The sequence below is a fragment of the Actinotignum urematis genome (genome assembly GCF_051264595.1).
Lineage (GTDB): Bacteria > Actinomycetota > Actinomycetes > Actinomycetales > Actinomycetaceae > Actinotignum > Actinotignum timonense_A.
Map to the genome: position 1 here is coordinate 1 of NZ_JBOZBG010000028.1, position 16,168 is coordinate 16,168.

Below are 16,168 nucleotides of genomic sequence, written 5' to 3' on the forward strand. Positions count from 1 at the left end.
GCCCGGGCCCCACCTGCGTCGTCGTGCTAAAAAGCGCTGCGCTGGAAAGCGCCGTACGTAAAAGCGCCGCGCTGGAAAGCGCCGCGGCTCAGACGCGACTACACGTCAGAACGCGAGAAGCGCCAGCCACCCAGCGCGAGCAGCACCACCGCCAGCGCGCACCCCCATTTGTCTATTAGCCCTCCGCTTCTTGGCCGGCTTCAGCTTTGCTGGTTTACCATCAATGGAGCTGCTGAATGATGGGGAAGTGCCTCTTGTTCATCATTTGCTAGTGGTTTTGCTTGGGAAGTGGCATTTGTCCATCATTGAGCCTGGGTTTGTGCGTCGCGGTGACTTAAAATTTACGTCATGAGGCTTGAAGACTTTACTGCCCCGCAGATGGGTTCGTTGGTGGACATTGCGGGCAGTGATCCCATTTTGGGTAGTTGGGAGCATAAGGCGTTCGTGCCCGCCGTGCTTCCTTCTGAGATGCCTGAGCTGTCTGGGCGGACTGTCGTCCAAGTCGCAAATGCCAGGTCTAGCTTGGCTGCTTTGGACGCTGTTGCTTTACAGCTTCCTAACCCTGCTCTTTTCAGAAGTTCTGCTCTTCGTCGGGAAGCGCAAAGCACCTCTGCTTTGGAAGGCACATATGCTCCTCTGGAGCGAGTCATGACAACTGATGTTGACTCGCCAGAAGACGAGACCATGCGTGAGATCGTCAACTATCTGGATATGTCCTATGCGGCTTTTGAATGGTTGAGTTACGGGAGAGAAATATCTGTTGGGATGCTTACTGCCCTGCAGGGGGAGCTGGTGAAAGGCACTCGACTGGCTGGGCAATCCGGACGGCTGCGAGAGCGTCAGGTTGTCATAGGTAAGCGAAGTAGCGCCAAAGCAAATGAGCCAGCGATACTTTCCTCTAGGTTTGTTCCAGCTCCTCCGGGGGACTTGCTGATTTCGGGCGTCGAAAGGCTGGTGGAATGGATAGGGCAGGATCATTCTGAGCGGATAGACCCCGTGGTCGCCGCCGCAATGTCGCATTATCAGTTTGAGACTCTACATCCGTTTATGGATGGCAACGGCAGGCTCGGTAGGCTGCTGATAGTTCTGCACTTGATGTCTCAGGGTGTGCTTTCCGAGCCGATGCTTTCCGTTTCGCCTTGGTTTGAAGCCCGTCGAGCAGAATACTATGACCGGCTGCTTGCGGTAAGTACCGCCGGTAACTGGGATGAGTACGTCGAATTTTTCGCCAGAGGAATAGGGCAATCGGCCAGCCAGGCCTTGCGCCAGGTGCAGGAGCTGATGCGTGTTCGAAATGTGCTCAAAGGCAAAGTGCGTGATTCTGGTCTACGTTCAGAAGCGGGTCTGCGTGTGGTCGATTTAGCCATCGCGAAAATCACTTTCACGACTAAGGCGCTAGCGGAAGAACTGGATCTTTCAGTGGCGCGAGCGGGCGAGCTAATTAGGCAGCTAGAGAATCTGGAAATCTTGGCCGCCGTCAACGAGAGCGCTCGGCCGAAAGTGTATTTCGCGCCTGCGATCGTTCGGGTGTTGGTTTGAGCCTGAGCCGACAGCGGCCTTCGGGGCGCTTTGGCGGGCATCTCGGCTGGCTTTTCCGGCTGTGAGGGGGTGTGCTTCTCCTGCTGGTTTACCATCACAAGCGCCGATGAATGATGGGGAAGTGCCCCTTGTCCATCATTCGCCGGTTTGCCTGACTCGTGCAGATTAGTGACCCGACTGCCGGCTGCTGAGGGGTGGTGGGTCACTAAGGCTGTGCAAGTCAGGCCGGAGCTTCCTACCGGTTGGGGTTGCCCGCGGGCTAGTGAAACAGGTGGGGGCCGGGCGATTGCCCGGGCCCCACCTGCGTCGTCGTGCTAAAAACGCCGCGCTGGAAAGTGCCGTACGTAAAAGCGCCGCGGCTCAGGCGCGACTACACGTCAGAACGCGAGAAGCGCCAGCCACCCAGCGCAAGCAGTACCACCGCCAGCGCGCACCACAGCCCCAGACCGATGGCCGGGCTGGAAACCGTGAACGAGGTGACGTCGGCGCCGGCGTTGAGGCCGGGCGGGCTGAGCGCCGCGGTGAGGAGCATCGGCGGCAGGTAGGGGATCACGAAACTGCGCACGAACTCGGAGGGAATAAGCGCGAGCACCGGGGACAGCATCATCACCGCGAGGATCAGCACGATGGTGCCGGCGGAACTGCGCAGCAGATAGCCGATTCCCAGGGCCATCCACGCGGAGGTGACCATGGCGATGATGAAGTTGAGGTAGAGCCACCAGGCGTCGCCGCTGAAACCGATGGTGAGGCCGAAGAGGGTGCCCACCACGGCGCCCAGCACCAGGAGTACAAGCGTGGTGACCAGGGCAATCAGGCTGAGCGCGAGGGTGCGGGCGGCCACGTTGCGCCAGCGGCGCGGGTCGGCGCTCACGGTGGAGCGCATGGTGTTCGCGGCGTATTCCGAGCACACCGTGACGGCGCCGAAAGCCACCATGATGATCTGGAAAATGGTGCTCGCGCTGATGAGGACGTAGGCGGCGAGCGAATGCTCCGCGCCCATCGCGGTGGCGTAGGTGTTGAGTTCGAGCTCGCTGGAACCCCAGGCGGTTAGCGCGGTGATGGCCAGCGAGAAGAGGGTGCCGATGATGAGCGTCCAGCGCAGCGAGGGCAGCGTGAGGATCTTGCGCAGTTCGGAGCGCACGGAGCGGCCCAGCGTGACGCGGTAGCTCGGCGCGGCGAATTGGCTGATGCGCGGGGGGAGCTGAGCTAGCTGCGGCGCGGCGGCACCGGGAGCGCCGGGGCCGTGCGCGCCGGGGCTGGCGGGGACATAAGTAGTGCTCATTGGTGGCCTCCCGGGAGGTTCGTGGCGGGGCGGCCCGCGCCGTATTCGACGTCGTGGCCGGTCAGGTCCATGAAAATATCTTCCAGCGAGCGGTGGATGGTGGCCAGTTCGTCCAGCTGCACCCCCGCCTCGAAGGCGATTTTGCCGATGTCCGCGCGCGAACCGCCCGAGATCGCGAAGCGGGCGATGGGTGCGGGTGCCGCGGTTGTGCCCGGCGCGGCCGTCCCGGCCGATGCGGCGGCTGCACCCAATGCGGGCGCCCCCGCCGCCGCGGGCCCTGCGACCTCGCTAGCATCCTGGAAGTCCAGCCCGGCTGCCCGCAGCGCGCTCTCCAGGCCAGCCCGGTTCGGGGAAGCCACCAGCACGGTGGTATTCGCCGCGGCCTCGGTGAAGCTTTCGATGGGCCCGAAGGCGATCATGCGCCCGCGCCCGATGACCAGCAGGTCGTCGGCGGTTTGCTGCATTTCGCTCATGAGATGCGAGGAGACCAAAATGGTGCGGCCCTGCTGCGCGAGCGTGCGCATGAGCAGACGCACCCAGCGCACCCCGTCCGGATCCAGGCCGTTTACGGGTTCGTCAAAGAGCAGCACTTCCGGGTCGCCCAGCAGCGCCGCGGCAATCCCGAGCCGCTGGCCCATGCCCAGGGAGAAGCCCTTGAGCTTGCGCTTGGCCACGCTCCCGATCCCGGTCAGCTCGATCACTTCGTCCACGCGCCGCGCGGGAATCCCGTGGGTGGCCGCCAGAATCTGCAGGTGGCTGCGTGCGCTGCGCGAGCCGTGGAAGGCCTTGCCGTCCAGCAGTGCACCGACCGTGGTGAGCGGGGAGGCGAGCTGCTCGTAGGGCAGCCCGGCAATGAGGGCGCGCCCGGAGGTGGGGCGATCCAGCCCCATAATGCAGCGCATCGTGGTGGATTTACCCGAACCGTTCGGGCCGAGGAACCCGGTGATTTTCCCGGGCTGGAGCTGGAAACTCAGGTTATCAACCGCGGTGGTCGCACCGTAGCGTTTCGTCAGGGCTTCGACTGTTATCACAGGCAGTCCTTTCGTGCTGGATTAGGCAACGTCGCAATTCTACAGCCGCCCACTTTGCGCCGCTGTGCCGTACTGCGCCGTCGTCCCGCGTCGTCCCGCGCCGCCGCCCCGCCCGCTCCCCGGTGGCGCTCATCTCATGGACGCACCGCCGCCCCGTGTCTCGCCGCCCCGTATTCGCGCAGTCCTAGAATGTGCCTATGCCGCAATCCTCACGCACCACACCGTCGCCGTTGCCCGCCGCGGGCACCTCTGCGCCGGGCACTCCCGCGCAAGCGGCGGGGCGGCCCGCACCAGCGGCACGACCCGAGCAGCCGGCACCCCGCACCACCCGCATCCGCGCCCTGGACGGCATCCGCGCGCTCGCGATCATCGCGGTGGTGCTCTATCACATGCGCCCGGCGCTGCTCACCGGCGGTTTCGTGGGCGTCACGGTGTTCTTCGTGCTGTCCGGCTTCCTCATCACCCGCAGCGTGCTGCGCGAGCTGAGCCGCGAACGCCGCTTCTCCTACCGGCGCTACCTGCGCCGTCGCCTCCTGCGCCTGTGGCCCCCGGTTCTCGTCACCATCGCGGGGGCTGCGCTCCTCAGCTACCTCATCGCGCCCAGCCTCCTCCCGAAAGTCCAGGCCGACGCCCTCCCGGCCGCGCTTTTCGCGAGCAACTGGGTCTATATTTTCCGCGAGGTCCCGTATTTCGCGGCGTCCGGCCTGCCCTCCCCGCTCACACACCTGTGGTACCTGGGGGTCCTGGCTCAGTTTTACCTGGTCTGGCCGTTTATCCTGCTGGCCCTGCGCCGGGTGCGCTATTCGACGCTCCGGATCGTGGCGGGCCTGGCCCTCGCATCCGCCCTGCTCATGGCCGTGTTGTTCTTCGCGGGCCCGGATTCCACCCGCGCCTACTACGGTCTGGACACCCGCGCCGCTGAACTCCTCATCGGCGCGCTCGCGGCTCTCGTTTCGCCCTATGTTGCGTCTTTGTGGCCGCGCGCAGATAGTACGACGACGCCGCAGCCTCCCGCACATTCCGCCACCGCCGCTTTCGCGTTGCGGGTGGGCACCGGCGCCGCTCTCCTGGCTTTGCTGGCGCTGGCTGTATGGGCGGATGGTGAATCGGCCCTCACGTACGCGGGTGGTTTAACGACGACGGCGCTCCTGACCGCCCTTATCGTGCTCACTGTGCACAACCCGCGGCTGGGCCTGAGCCGGGTGCTGGCCAGTGCGCCTTTTGCCTATGTGGGTTCGCGGTCCTTCTCCCTGTACCTGGTTCACTATCCGCTGCTCTTGCTCATGAATCCGGCTACCCGCACGGCGGAGATTTCCGGGGCGGCCAAGATCGGGCAGCTGCTGGTGGTGGGCCTGGTGGCGGAACTGTTTTATCGCTGCGTGGAGCAGCCGAGCGCGCGCCTGGCGCGGGCCGGCTGGCGCGCGGGTTTGCGCGGCTGGTGGACTGGCCTGCGCGCGTGGCGCAGCGACATTCGCGCGTGGCGCACCGGCCCGCGCAGCTGGCGCAGCTGGCGCGGCCTGGTGAGCAAGCACCATCTGAGCGACACGATTTTCGCGGTGCTCAGCGCGGTGTCTCTTCTTCTTGTGGCGCTGCTGGCTTTCGCGCCGATTCCTTGGCAGCGCCTCGCGGATTCCCGCGCGGTGGCGCTGCGCCCCGAGCTCGCCGCGCCCGCGCCTGCTATCTCCGCTCCGGCAGTCAGTGGCGCGGCGCCCGGCGAAGCAGCCGCTTCGACCAACCCTGGCAACCCTGGTAGCCCGGCTAACCCGGCCACTTCCGCCAGCCCGAACAGCGCTCCGGAACCCAGCCCCACTCCCGCGCAAGGCGCCCTGCAACCCATCGCCACCCAAGTCCCGGCCAACATGGATACGTCCGCCTGGGCCAAGGACCCGGCCACCGGCGTTTGCTCCGCAAACGCCGTGATGATCGGCGATTCGGTCACTCTGGGCGCCACCGAGGCCCTCAGGGAAGTCCTCCCCAATTCGGTGGTGGACGGCAAGGTCAGCCGCCAATTCGCCGCCGGCGCGGAGGTATTCGCCCAGCGCCAAGCCCTGGGGGAGAAACCGCGGGTGCTTATCTACGCCCTCGGCTCGAACGGGCCCATCGGCAGCGAGGCGGATATTCAAAAACTCGTGGATGCCGCCCAGGGCCTCCCCGTCTATTTCGTGACGAACCGCAGCCCGCTGGAGGCCCAAAACCCCAATAACGAGCTGCTCAAGTCCTATGCCGCCTCCCACCCCAACGTTGGCATTATCGACTGGTGGGCCGCCACCGAAGGCCACGAAGAATTCCTGCGCGACGATGGCATCCATCTCACACCCACCGGGCAGCAGCACTTCGCTACCCTTATCCAGCAGGCCCTGTGCGGGGCCTAAGCCAGCCGGAAAGGTAGGCGCGGTGCGCGTTCTCAATTCTCTTCTCGGGTTGCTTCTGGCCGCTTTCGCGGTGTTCACGGTGCAGCCGGCCTGGTTCGGCCCGGCTGCCCGGCTCGCCACCGTGGTGCCCGGGGCTCAGATCATGTCCAGCCGCGGGGCACTCGCGCTCGGGATGCTCATCGCCGCGCTCGCGGTGGGGCTGCTCGGCGCGGTCCGCAGGTATTTTGGGGGTGGGCGCGTGGCGGTGAGCTGCGCCGTCGTGCTACTACTCGTGGCCCTGGCGCATGCCGGAACCCTGAGCGGGCGCGGGCTGGAGCGGGAGGCCCTCGGCGCGCCCGCGGCCGGCGAGCTCACCGTGGTGCAGTACAACACGGAGGGTGGGCGTGTGGACCTGGATCACCTGGCCGATGCGATTGTGCGGGTGGGTGCGGATGCGGTCTCGCTGATTGAAACGTCGAGCGAGGCCGGCGCGGAGATTCAGGAGAAGCTGGCCGCGCGCGGGGCGGACTATCAGCTTTTCGACGGCGGGGTGTCGCGGTATAGCGCGGCGTGGCGGTCCTCGGTGCTGCTGGTGTCCGCCACGCGCGGGGAGTATGAAGCGGTGGATCTGAGCGAGACGTACGGGGAGGATGTGTCGCGCGCGGTGGCGGCGGCGCCGCGCGGCGGGGCGCGCCCGGATGCTCCGATGTTCGTGGCCGGGCACCCCACGGCGCCGGTACCTGCGTATATGGACCTGTGGCGCGCGGAGGCGCGGGCGCTGTACCGAGTGTGCGAGGCCGTGCCGGATGCGGTTGTTGCAGGGGATTTTAATTCGACGGCGGACCACCAGGCTGCCCTCAGCCCCGGCTCTACCTGCCGCGACCTGGGGGCCGACGCCGGAATCGGGGCGGTGGGGACCTGGCCCACCACGGTGCCCGCGCTGCTGGCCTCGCCGATTGATCGGGTCATGAGTTCGGGGGCCTACCGCGGGGTGGCCGGGGAGATCATCGATCCTGATAACGCCAGCGACCACCGCGGCATCATCGTGCGGCTCAAGCCTGCCTATTAATCCTTAGACAGGCTCGTCAAACGTGGGTGGTTCACTCCGCGAGAGCTTGGAGTGCGATGGCGCGGTTGTTGCGCACCACGGAGCGCACCTGAATCTCTTCCCATTCCCGCATGCCGCGCTGGAGCGCTTCGCGTGCTTGCGATGTGCATGCTGCTCCGAACTCGTCAATAACGAAAAGAAGAACTTCTTCCAGGCAGGGCCGGAACCTGCGCCCGCCCACCGGGAAGTGGACATCAGCAATCCGGGGAGTGCGCAGCGCATTTTTGAGGCGCCGGCGCGAGCGGCGGGAATGCTTGCCGCCCAGGAGCAAGGCGTGAGTCCATTCATCGCGATGGGAATGAACCTGGACATGCGCACAGGGGATATTTGAGCGCGGCGAGCGAATATAATCCCACCGCACCAGGGGCTCTTTTCCAACCCTTCCGTGAATCACTGAGAAGGTTGACTCATTAACAGCGAGTAAACCGGTTTTCGAATTGAGGAACACCTCGTAATCGAAGCGGACAATGAGGAAACGATCAACGCGAATATCACCCGACAAGATTTTTGACGGGAAAGCCGCCTTTGCGGTTTCGTGTTTCACTAGCGAGAAACTGGGGTCAATTAGCTCCCCAATTAGCTGTAGATGCGCCGCGAACTTATCGGCGCACTCATTCAAATGTGCGTTCACCACGGTACAACTCCTCGAAGCGATCCAGGATTTCCATTTCGAAGTAGGCGTTAGTTTCTTTTGGTCCAAGCTGGTAGTTATCAGCGCGCCAGTCGAATTCTTCCCGGGTCATTCTGACCTCACGCAAGATTTCTTCCTTGCGCTCGAGAACCTCTTCCAGCGAGTTGTAAACACGATCTGGTAAGCACAGCCGATCCTCAGCAATATCCATATGTCTCACTCCTTCAATCGCCTCACGGCGAAGTAGTTATTGTGTGCTTCTCCGTCATTCTTGCATGGTATGCAAGCGCAAAAAAGACAGATCCACAACCTGTGGAAAACCGGGGAGCAATTCTGTGGATAACGTCCAAACCGCTGTGATCGCCTCCTCCATTACTTTCAACGCCTCTGCCCGCTCCTCTACCACCCCAATCCCACTCCTTGAAAACTTCAGTCCCCTAGAATGGAAGACGTGGATTTGGATACGCTCTCGGAATGGTCTCCGGTTGTTTTTGACCTCTTAGATATTTTCGGGGTGTTCGTGGCGGCCATCCTCGGCGGCATGGTGGCCCGCGAAAAATCCTTCGACATCGTCGGTTTCGTTATCGTTGCGATTATCAGCGCTCTGGGCGGCGGCATGCTGCGCGATGTACTCATCCAGCAGGCGCCGCTTCTCAAGGAACCGCCGGTGGCGCTCACCAATCCCTACTATCTCAGCTGCGCCTTGCTCGGGGCGCTGGTGGCCTATCTGCTGCGCCTGCGCGGCAAATGGGTGCGGCGTTTCATGACGGTCATGGACGCCGCCGTCATGGGTGCCTGGACCGCCACCGGCGTGATCAAAACTCTCAACGCGGGGCTGGGCGTGATGCCGGCTGTCATGATGGGCATGATTACCGCGGTGGGCGGCGGGCTCATCCGCGACATCACGGTGGGCCGCACTCCGGTGATTTTCGGTGGCAATACTCTCTACGCCACGGCTTCGCTTATCGCGGCCTTCCCGGCGGTGGTGCTGTGGTACAATCACGCGCCGATGCTTGCGATGGCGGTTTCTACCCTGCTCGCTTCCCTGCTGGTGATTCTGGCTCGCGTTTTCGAGTGGTCGCTGCCCGTGAACCGCGACTATTCCGTTAACGATACGCTCCAGCACGTGAGTTCTTCGCTCAGTCGCCGGATGCACCGGTTGCGTGATGAGGAGCATCGCCGCCAGGCGCGCGCGGAACGCCAGGAACGTGCGGTACGACGCCGCAACCAATCCCGCCAGTCGCTTCGCGCGCGGGCGCTGAGCAAGAAGAGCCAAGCGAATTCTTCCGGGTCGGGCGGCTCCGGCGATTCCGGGCCGAGCGGCTCGGGGAAGCCTTCCAGCGGCGGGCAATCATCAGGGAGCTAATCAGCGCACCCTTGCGCAACGCCCCGTTCGCAAAGGGTATACGTCGTGGTTTTCACGCCTCGCCCGTCCGAATGCTACGGGTCACACTGTGAATCACACTCTTAGACATTTAAAAGTGTTCCCCCGATTTTCGATGTCTGGCTGCGGTTTTGGCTGCTAACTATAATTCAGACTGCCAAAATCGCCCTGAGACTATTAAAATTCACATGCAGACTGCGAAAAATAGCATCAGACTATCAATTAAGACTGTGAAACTGTGAGTCTAACTGTGAGTCTGGCGTCCATGCTTTCAGTCTGCGTGCATTCCACTGCCGCACCATTCACGAGCCATTCGCTAACCATTGACCCACCGCCCGCGCGGTAACTACAGTTACCAACGTGACCCAAGATGCAAGCGAAGAAGCTTTTGCCGCCGCGGATTTTTACGAAAAAGCCGACGGCGGCCGCGGCCCCAATACGGTTGGCGCGCCGCTCGGCCAGGCACTCACACGTGTCTTGCTTGCGAATATCGAGCTCAACGCTGCGAACCGCAAGCTCGATACCGCGGTCGAGGAAGCGCGCGCATCTGGCGAAAGCTGGTCCGCCATCGGCCGCGTGCTCGGTATGACTCGCCAGGGCGCCAATAAACGTTTTTCTTAGCCGAAGCGCAGCGGGAGGCCTCGCCGTGCGGCCAGCGTGATTGACCCACCACCCGCGCCGTCGCTACATTTACTTATGTAACCGGGACTACAACCCACGCCGAAGGAGGCCATCGTTCCGATGTCGCTGTGATCCCCACTCAGCCCCGCTGAGACGCCGCACCCCGCACCCGCGTCCAAGGAGATCACCATGCCTGCCCTCATTCTTGACAATATTTCATTTTCCTTCACCGCCCGCCCGCTCCTCGACCGCATCACCCTGCGCCTCGCCGCCGCCGACCGCGCCGTCCTCATCGGCCCGAACGGTTGCGGCAAAACCACCTTGTTGCGCATCGCCGCAGGTCACCTCAGCCCCGAACGCGGCACCGTCACCCGCACCGGCGCCAGCACCATCCCGTGGAACCCCGTGCCGAACGACGCCGCCGCCGCGACCGTCGCGCACTTCCTCGAAAGCACCTTCGCGCCCGCGCGGGAACTACTCGCCCGTTTCGAAACGCTCAGCGCACGCCTGGGGGCGGGCGGCCCGGTCGCGGCCGAATACGACCGGCTATTATCCGAGATCACCCGCCTGGACCTGTGGTCCCTTGAGGATAGGGTCGACGACGCTTTGGCCGGTTTGGGCCTGGATATGTTGGCCGGGGGCGGGCGCTCGCGGGAGCTGGCCACGCTCTCCCCGGGCCAGCGCGCGCGGCTGAACTTGGCTGTCACCCTGGTGGCCCGCCCGCAGGTCCTGATTTTGGACGAGCCCACCAATCATCTGGATACGGAGGCGAGCGCGTACCTCAGCCATATGCTGCGTTCCTGGCCGGGCCCGGTGCTCATGTCCAGCCATGACCGGGCTTTTATTGAGGATGTTGCCACGCTCATTGTGGATATGGATGTGAGTGTATGGGCGCAGCTGGCGCGTGCCGAAGGTGGAGGTGAGGTGTGCGGGGTATGGGAGTGCCGCGGTACTTACACGGATTATCTTGAAGCCAAGCGTGATGCGGAGCAGCGCTACCGGGCGCTCTACCTGGCCCAACAAGAAGAAAAGACGCAGCTGCGTGCGCATCGCCAGGCGGCCGGCGGTATTGCCCGGGGCGGGGTGCGCTTGGCCAATGCGGAGGGCAAGGCGAAGAAGTTCTTCGCGGACCGCGCCCAGAGCACGGCCACCCGCCGCACCCGCCACGACGACCGCAAACTCGAAGCCCTCGCCACCCGGGAAGTACGCAAACCCCGCGGATACACGTTTACGTTCCCGGATTACGCTGGTGCGCCTACCCGCCAATCCGCCGGCCTGGCAGTATCCGCTCGCGCGGCAGCGGTTCCCGGCCGCCTCGCCCCGGTTACCTTTGACCTTTCCGACGGCGAACATCTCCTGGTGACCGGCGCCAACGGCAGCGGAAAATCCACGCTCCTCACCTGGATCGCCACTGGCACCCCGCCACCTGCCACGTCACCCGCCGCGGCACTGCCCGACTCGCTGCACCTCAGCGCGTCCTCTACCGCAGTGCAGCCCGCCGCCGTGCAGCACACCCCGGCCCAACATTCCGGCACTCTCTCCTGCGCGGGCCCGCTGGCTTTCGTCCCGCAACGCCTCCCGCGTTGCGGAGATCCCGGCTTCACTCCCGCGATCTGGAACTCCGGCATCGGCGAGCTTGGTACCGGCATCCTGCACCCATCCATGTGGGCCACCCCGATACCCGAGCTTTCGGCCGGTAACCAGCGCCGCGCCCAGCTCGCTCTCGCGCTCACGGCCAAGCCTGCTGTCCTCGTCATCGACGAACCCACCAACTACCTTGACCTGGCCGCCATGCACGCCCTCGAGGATTCCCTGGCCCGCTGGCCGGGCACGATCATCCTGGCCACCCATGACCGCTGGCTCATCACCCACTGGCCCGGCCCGCACCTCCACCTCACAACTGCAAAAAAGGAGTAGGCTGTATGCACATCGTAAGTTCGTTGGACTCATCTATGGGGTGATATTTATGACGGTTTCAACATCGACAAGGATTAATTTCCGTACGGACGTGAATACTAAACGAGAGGCTGAAACGCTCTTTGAGGAACTTGGTATTGACATGTCTACTGCGCTGAATATGTTTCTGAAGCAGGCTGTGCGTGAACAGGCACTTCCGATTCGCCCGGCGTTGTCGTACATCCCTAACGAAACAACTCGACGTGCAATTGCGCATGCGGAAGAAATCATGAAGGGGAATATCCCCGAAGATGGTGCGGTATTCGATGATACTGAAGAAGCCCTAAAGTTTTTGGATAGCTTGGTATGAGGGTTGTCTTTGATGGTCAGTTTCAAACTGACCTTAAATATGTAGTGCGTCAGCAGCCATACATTCAGGAGGAACTGCGTGAGCTGGTTGCTGCCGTTCGAGAGTTTGGCGAGATTCCACCGGGGTATAACCCGCATGAACTTACTAAAGCCCGGGGAACCTATACGGGATATTTTGGACTTCATCTCCAAGAAGGAAAATTTGATGTAATCGTTCTCTATCGGCGCCATCGTTCGGAACCTATTATTCGTTTTGTTCGCATTGGGTCGCACAGAGATATTTTTCAAGGGCGGGCTGTTTAGGTCTTTTCTAAGTGGGCGTGACGGAGATGGACCATTTTCAGGGTTCCACACTCGCGCGTTCGTTCGGCGCATAAAACTCCAGGGGTCCAAAAGCGAGCTTAGGTAAAAATCCACTAGCGGCGTTCACGAAGGCCAGTCGCGAGCGGCAGAAAAGGACCGGCCCTGGGCTCCCACCGAAGCGGGCAGCGGAACCGGTCATGTTGCGATCAGCCTAGCAAACTATTGCCCGGCATCCCAGCAAAATAAGTACCCGGGTAAGATTCCGCGCCAGGCTCCGCCACGAGCCACCGCCCGCTCCTTCATGCGCCCTAATTCGGCATAGGCTTATCGATCACCCGCCCGTTCGCCGCGGTCAAGTCCCACACCACGGTGCAGGCCGGAGTTTCCTCCCGCGTTGATCCATCCGACTGGCGCACCGCAATAGTGGTGCCCGGCTTTTTCACCGTGAAGTCGAAAGACTCAATCACATCGGTGTTCCGGTTGTATGCCACCCACCCCCGCGTGATCATCCACCCGTCGCCCTCCGAGCATCCCTCGAGGAGGCGACTATCGGCTGCCGGCACCGCGGTTCCCTCGCGCACGCTCCCGTGGAAGACGCCCCTCCCGTCCGCCAGCCCAAAATCGGCATGCTCAATCAGGAAACGCATATCGCTTTTCAGAACGGGGCCGCCGTCAGCATCGTCCGGCACCCGCGTGCGCACGGTATAGTCACTCGCCTCGTCGCCCGAGTAAGTCACCGCAATGCGCCGTTCGCCCACGTAATTGAGGTCCTCCGGGCCTCCCTTGGCGTTGTCCCAGTGGATAATTCCCATCTCCGCTTCTGCGAGTTCGTCCACGAACCTCAGCGCCTCGCGGGCAATCGCCTCGCTGGTGTCACCGCTGCCTGCATTCTGTTCCGCCGCCGAGGCGCTCGGGCTTGCAGAGTTCACCTCGCCGCCCGCCTTTTCCTTCAAGGCCGACGACGACGCCGCGCCGGTCTCGCTCCGCGATCCCGCCGCGGGGGCCTGGCTGCTACTCGTGCACGCCCCCATTAAGCACACCGCACATATCCCCGCCACGCCGCGGGCCACATTGTTCCATGCCATGCCTCATCCTACCGCGCCACAATAACCCATTGACGGGTAATTCCGGCGCCTGTTATAATTGAACCATCGAAACGGTTCGATGAGGAGGCGGTTTCATTCCAATGGCCACGATCAAAGATGTTGCCCGGCAGGCCGGAGTATCTATCTCAACGGTTTCCTATGCCCTTTCGGGGAAGCGCCCTGTTTCTGAGGCGACCCGCCAACGTGTGCAAAAAGCGATTGAGGAACTTGAGTTCCATCCCCAAGCTGGGGCGAAAATGTTGGCGTCAACGAAAACCGACATTATTGCTCTCTCCGCACCGATGCACGAAGCTACGGAACCCATTGCTTTCATGACCTTCGTTTTGGCAATTGTGACCGCTGCACGTCGTAAAGGCTATGACGTTGTCCTTCTTACCGAGAATGGCGAAGCTGCCGTGCAAGATATCGAGCGCGTCGTGAAAACGGGCCTCGTCGACGGTGTTGTGGTCATGGATGTCCAGGCCAATGACGAGCGTGCCGAATTGCTGAGAACGATGGATATACCGAGCGTATTTTTGGGCTTGCCCGATAACTACGAAGCATTGGCATGTGTCGACTTGGATTTCGAAGCCGCAACACGGCTTGCCGTAGACCAGTTAGTCGCTGCCGGGCATCGTTCTATCGCGTTCGTTGGCCATACCCAAATGCTTTACGACATTGGGAAGAATTTCGTGCTTCGCACCCGTGCCGAGTTCGAGCGCTATACCGCCGAACTGGGTATAGAAACAGTTTTCGTATCTTCGGATACCGAGAATATGCTTGCGGAAATTCGCAACACGCTCCCTGGTTGCACTGGCGTGCTCCTCGATTGTTCAGCTGTTCGAGTCCGGGATTTTCTCGATGAACTCAGCGTTGAAAAACAGCGGGGAACTGGCGATCCGCTCTCGATCCTCACCCTTGCATCGTCTTATGACACGTCATCCCTTAACCCGCCGCTTGACGCAGTTCCCCTTGAACCTGAGAAGTCGGGGCGGAACGCTGTTGAGCTTCTTATCGAACGAATTGGACAAGGTACCGGCCCCGAAGTCCATCTGTACACCCCGCGCTATATTTCGCGCGGATCAGTCTTCCAACTGGACGGAGGTCATTCCACGGCACACCACCAATAAGAAGGGATAAGCGGTAGAAAATGGCCCGGAATCTACAGCTGTCCCACCACCAACTTCAAAAAGACAACAATCGACACTCAATGAGGAGAGAAGATGTTATCGAAAAAGAAAATGACGGCGGTTGCAGTAGCAACTACAATCGCGCTTCTGGGAACTGCGTGTTCCGGAGGCGGGTCCGATAACGGTAAAGCTAATTCCGAGTCCGGCCAGACTCTCGTTATTTGGGATTATGAAGCGGATAATTCGGCAATGGGTAAGGCGTGGGACCGCGCCGTCGAAATTTTCCAGGAACGCCACCCTGATGTCACGGTCAAACGTGAAGCGCAAACCTTCGAGCAGATTCAGAAGAACGCGAAAATTGTTTTGACGGGTGACCAGGTTCCTGACGTTATGGAATACAACAAGGGTAACGCTACAGCGGGTCAGCTTGCTTCCCAGGGTTTGCTCACGGATCTCACCGATGTTGCGAAGGAGCGCGGGTGGGATAAGAAGCTTCCAGAATCCATCGCCCAAACTGCTAAATATGACGAGAACGGCCTCATGGGAAGCGGCAACTGGTACGGAATTCCCAACTACGGCGAATTTGTCTTTATGTACTACAACAAGAAGCTCTTCGATGAGGCTGGGCTCCAGGTTCCGAAGACCATGGATGAGCTCGTCGCCGTCATGGACGCATTCGTCGCGAAGGGAATCACTCCACTGGCAGAGGCCGGGTCGGAGTACCCCATGGGGCAATTGTGGTACACCCTCGCGCTTTCCAAGGCTGACAGCAAATTCGTACGTGATTACCAATTCTTCGATAACCCGGTGCAATGGACGTCTGGTCCCGCGGTTGAAGGCGCTAAGGTTCTTCAGGATTGGGTGAACAAGGGCTATATCAACAGCGCCGCCTCTGGCCTGACAGCCGAGGATATGGGGACCGGATTTATTTCCGGGAACTACCCAATGATGTTCTCCGGCTCGTGGTGGTTCGGCCGGCTTGCCGATGAGATGAAGGATCCGTGGGGACAATTTGTCTTCCCCGGTAACTTCGCTCCCGGTTCTTCAGGAAACCTCTGGGTTGTCCCGGAAAACGCAAAGAATAAGGAACTCGCCTACGAGTTCATCGATATCACACTCTCCGATGAAGTCCAGGCGATTTTCGGGGAACAAGGCGGACTGCCCGTCGTCGGTGGAACCGACAATATCACCGACGAAGCAACAAAGACGCTGACCGATAATTTCCAGAACCTGGCCAAGGATAACAAGCTGGCCTTCTACCCGGACTGGCCCGTCGCCGGATTCTACGATCAGCTCGTTTCCAATATGCAGTCGCTCATGAGTGGCTCAAAGACTCCGGAGCAGGCGATGCAGGACCTGCAAACGGCATACGAGGAGGGACGCGCGGACCTGCTCGAATGATGTGACGTTGCGGAAGGTTGTGGTGGCGGTCCTGGCC

At 61.7% G+C, this 16,168-nt stretch carries 15 protein-coding genes; 10 read left to right on the forward strand and 5 right to left on the reverse strand.

The annotated features are described in order from the left end of the window. The first annotated feature begins 348 nt into the window (after positions 1–348). The gene (locus ACRQDJ_RS08995) at positions 349–1,539 is read left to right on the forward strand and encodes a Fic family protein (RefSeq protein WP_234984444.1); all 1,191 of its coding nucleotides are present in this window, start codon (positions 349–351) and stop codon (positions 1,537–1,539) included. 370 nt (positions 1,540–1,909) lie between these two features. Here ACRQDJ_RS08995 and ACRQDJ_RS09000 read toward each other — a convergent pair whose 3' ends face one another. Together ACRQDJ_RS09000 and ACRQDJ_RS09005 are read right to left on the reverse strand one after the other, a co-directional pair. Beyond that, positions 1,910–2,821: a hypothetical protein gene (locus tag ACRQDJ_RS09000; RefSeq protein ID WP_087070253.1), complete on the reverse strand. Its 912-nt coding sequence runs from the start codon at positions 2,819–2,821 to the stop codon at positions 1,910–1,912. Beyond that, positions 2,818–3,852: an ABC transporter ATP-binding protein gene (locus ACRQDJ_RS09005; protein WP_087070254.1), complete on the reverse strand. Its 1,035-nt coding sequence runs from the start codon at positions 3,850–3,852 to the stop codon at positions 2,818–2,820. Before ACRQDJ_RS09005 ends, ACRQDJ_RS09000 begins: the two co-directional genes overlap by 4 nt. Before the next feature lie 197 nt (positions 3,853–4,049). On the opposite strand from ACRQDJ_RS09005, the gene ACRQDJ_RS09010 reads away from it, so the two are divergent. Further along, positions 4,050–6,224: an acyltransferase family protein gene (locus ACRQDJ_RS09010; RefSeq protein ID WP_101595552.1), complete on the forward strand. Its 2,175-nt coding sequence runs from the start codon at positions 4,050–4,052 to the stop codon at positions 6,222–6,224. Between the two features lie 22 nt (positions 6,225–6,246). Next, positions 6,247–7,272 (forward strand): endonuclease/exonuclease/phosphatase family protein, encoded by a 1,026-nt coding sequence (locus tag ACRQDJ_RS09015; RefSeq protein WP_284904674.1) that lies wholly within the window; start codon positions 6,247–6,249, stop codon positions 7,270–7,272. 31 nt (positions 7,273–7,303) lie between these two features. On the opposite strand, the gene ACRQDJ_RS09020 is transcribed toward ACRQDJ_RS09015, so the two are convergent. Both ACRQDJ_RS09020 and ACRQDJ_RS09025 read right to left on the reverse strand, forming a co-directional pair. Beyond that, positions 7,304–7,855, reverse strand: a complete 552-nt coding sequence (locus ACRQDJ_RS09020; RefSeq protein WP_435713375.1) for a hypothetical protein — start codon at positions 7,853–7,855, stop codon at positions 7,304–7,306. Positions 7,856–7,922: 67 nt separating this feature from the next. Further along, positions 7,923–8,153 carry a hypothetical protein gene (locus tag ACRQDJ_RS09025; protein ID WP_087070256.1) on the reverse strand — a complete coding sequence of 77 codons (231 nt, stop codon included), beginning with the start codon at positions 8,151–8,153 and terminating at the stop codon, positions 7,923–7,925. A 231-nt stretch (positions 8,154–8,384) separates the two neighbouring features. Between ACRQDJ_RS09025 and ACRQDJ_RS09030 the strand changes: the two genes are divergently transcribed. The 5 genes from ACRQDJ_RS09030 to ACRQDJ_RS09050 all read left to right on the forward strand — a co-directional run bounded on the left by ACRQDJ_RS09030 (position 8,385) and on the right by ACRQDJ_RS09050 (position 12,515). Further along, a complete protein-coding gene (locus ACRQDJ_RS09030) occupies positions 8,385–9,308 on the forward strand; it encodes a trimeric intracellular cation channel family protein (RefSeq protein ID WP_284898950.1) in 924 nt (307 codons plus the stop codon). Between the two features lie 378 nt (positions 9,309–9,686). Beyond that, positions 9,687–9,947 carry a hypothetical protein gene (locus ACRQDJ_RS09035; RefSeq protein WP_087070258.1) on the forward strand — a complete coding sequence of 87 codons (261 nt, stop codon included), beginning with the start codon at positions 9,687–9,689 and terminating at the stop codon, positions 9,945–9,947. Positions 9,948–10,136: 189 nt separating this feature from the next. Next, positions 10,137–11,864: an ABC-F family ATP-binding cassette domain-containing protein gene (locus tag ACRQDJ_RS09040; RefSeq protein WP_087070260.1), complete on the forward strand. Its 1,728-nt coding sequence runs from the start codon at positions 10,137–10,139 to the stop codon at positions 11,862–11,864. 49 nt (positions 11,865–11,913) lie between these two features. Beyond that, positions 11,914–12,213 carry a type II toxin-antitoxin system RelB/DinJ family antitoxin gene (locus ACRQDJ_RS09045; RefSeq protein WP_087070261.1) on the forward strand — a complete coding sequence of 100 codons (300 nt, stop codon included), beginning with the start codon at positions 11,914–11,916 and terminating at the stop codon, positions 12,211–12,213. Beyond that, positions 12,210–12,515 carry a type II toxin-antitoxin system mRNA interferase toxin, RelE/StbE family gene (locus ACRQDJ_RS09050; protein ID WP_087070262.1) on the forward strand — a complete coding sequence of 102 codons (306 nt, stop codon included), beginning with the start codon at positions 12,210–12,212 and terminating at the stop codon, positions 12,513–12,515. The genes ACRQDJ_RS09045 and ACRQDJ_RS09050 overlap by 4 nt, the downstream gene beginning before the upstream one ends. 308 nt (positions 12,516–12,823) lie before the next feature. Here ACRQDJ_RS09050 and ACRQDJ_RS09055 read toward each other — a convergent pair whose 3' ends face one another. Continuing rightward, the gene (locus ACRQDJ_RS09055; protein WP_180948676.1) at positions 12,824–13,600 is read right to left on the reverse strand and encodes a hypothetical protein; all 777 of its coding nucleotides are present in this window, start codon (positions 13,598–13,600) and stop codon (positions 12,824–12,826) included. Positions 13,601–13,701: 101 nt separating this feature from the next. On the opposite strand from ACRQDJ_RS09055, the gene ACRQDJ_RS09060 reads away from it, so the two are divergent. Further along, on the forward strand, positions 13,702–14,730 hold the full coding sequence (locus ACRQDJ_RS09060; protein WP_087070264.1) for a LacI family DNA-binding transcriptional regulator: 1,029 nt from the start codon (positions 13,702–13,704) through the stop codon (positions 14,728–14,730). Positions 14,731–14,823: 93 nt separating this feature from the next. Continuing rightward, complete coding sequence (locus ACRQDJ_RS09065; RefSeq protein ID WP_087070265.1) at positions 14,824–16,131, forward strand: ABC transporter substrate-binding protein; 1,308 nt, start codon at positions 14,824–14,826, stop codon at positions 16,129–16,131. Positions 16,132–16,168 lie beyond the last annotated feature (37 nt).

Coding starts and splice junctions, on each gene's coding strand:
- ACRQDJ_RS08995 (WP_234984444.1), top strand. CDS start 349: ATGAGGCTTGAAGACTTTACTGCCCCGCAGATGGGTTCGTTGGTGGAC.
- ACRQDJ_RS09000 (WP_087070253.1), bottom strand. CDS start 2,821: ATGAGCACTACTTATGTCCCCGCCAGCCCCGGCGCGCACGGCCCCGGC.
- ACRQDJ_RS09010 (WP_101595552.1), top strand. CDS start 4,050: ATGCCGCAATCCTCACGCACCACACCGTCGCCGTTGCCCGCCGCGGGC.
- ACRQDJ_RS09025 (WP_087070256.1), bottom strand. CDS start 8,153: ATGGATATTGCTGAGGATCGGCTGTGCTTACCAGATCGTGTTTACAAC.
- ACRQDJ_RS09030 (WP_284898950.1), top strand. CDS start 8,385: ATGGAAGACGTGGATTTGGATACGCTCTCGGAATGGTCTCCGGTTGTT.
- ACRQDJ_RS09040 (WP_087070260.1), top strand. CDS start 10,137: ATGCCTGCCCTCATTCTTGACAATATTTCATTTTCCTTCACCGCCCGC.
- ACRQDJ_RS09045 (WP_087070261.1), top strand. CDS start 11,914: ATGACGGTTTCAACATCGACAAGGATTAATTTCCGTACGGACGTGAAT.
- ACRQDJ_RS09050 (WP_087070262.1), top strand. CDS start 12,210: ATGAGGGTTGTCTTTGATGGTCAGTTTCAAACTGACCTTAAATATGTA.
- ACRQDJ_RS09055 (WP_180948676.1), bottom strand. CDS start 13,600: ATGGCATGGAACAATGTGGCCCGCGGCGTGGCGGGGATATGTGCGGTG.
- ACRQDJ_RS09060 (WP_087070264.1), top strand. CDS start 13,702: ATGGCCACGATCAAAGATGTTGCCCGGCAGGCCGGAGTATCTATCTCA.
- ACRQDJ_RS09065 (WP_087070265.1), top strand. CDS start 14,824: ATGTTATCGAAAAAGAAAATGACGGCGGTTGCAGTAGCAACTACAATC.